Source organism: Bacillus sp. HY001 (assembly GCF_007558965.1).
Classification (GTDB): domain Bacteria; phylum Bacillota; class Bacilli; order Bacillales; family Bacillaceae_G; genus Bacillus_A; species Bacillus_A mobilis.
The window spans coordinates 1-368 of the sequence record NZ_VLTE01000320.1 but is presented as its reverse complement, the minus strand read 5'-3'; the positions used below and the strand labels follow the sequence as shown (position 1 = coordinate 368).

The window sequence follows — 368 nt, the reverse complement described above, 5'->3', positions numbered from 1 at the left end:
GGTAACACGGGTGCTACTGGTGCTACTGGACCTCAAGGTGCTCAAGGACCAGCGGGTGCTACCGGTGCCACTGGACCTCAAGGTGTTCAAGGTAACACTGGTGCTACTGGACCTCAGGGTGTTCAAGGTAACACTGGTGCTACTGGTGCTACTGGACCTCAGGGTGCTCAAGGTAACACGGGTGCTACTGGTGCTACTGGTGCCACTGGACCTCAAGGTGCTCAAGGTAACACTGGTGCTACTGGACCTCAAGGTGTTCAAGGTAACACTGGTGCTACTGGACCTCAGGGTGCTCAAGGTAACACGGGTGCTACTGGTGCTACTGGACCTCAAGGTGCTCAAGGACCAGCGGGTGCTACCGGTGCCAC

Annotated in this window: 1 pseudogene; it reads left to right on the top strand. The window is 57.1% G+C overall.

The features are described from left to right. Positions 1-368 (top strand): annotated as a pseudogene (locus tag FOT98_RS31535) (Gly-Xaa-Xaa repeat protein); the annotation flags it as partial.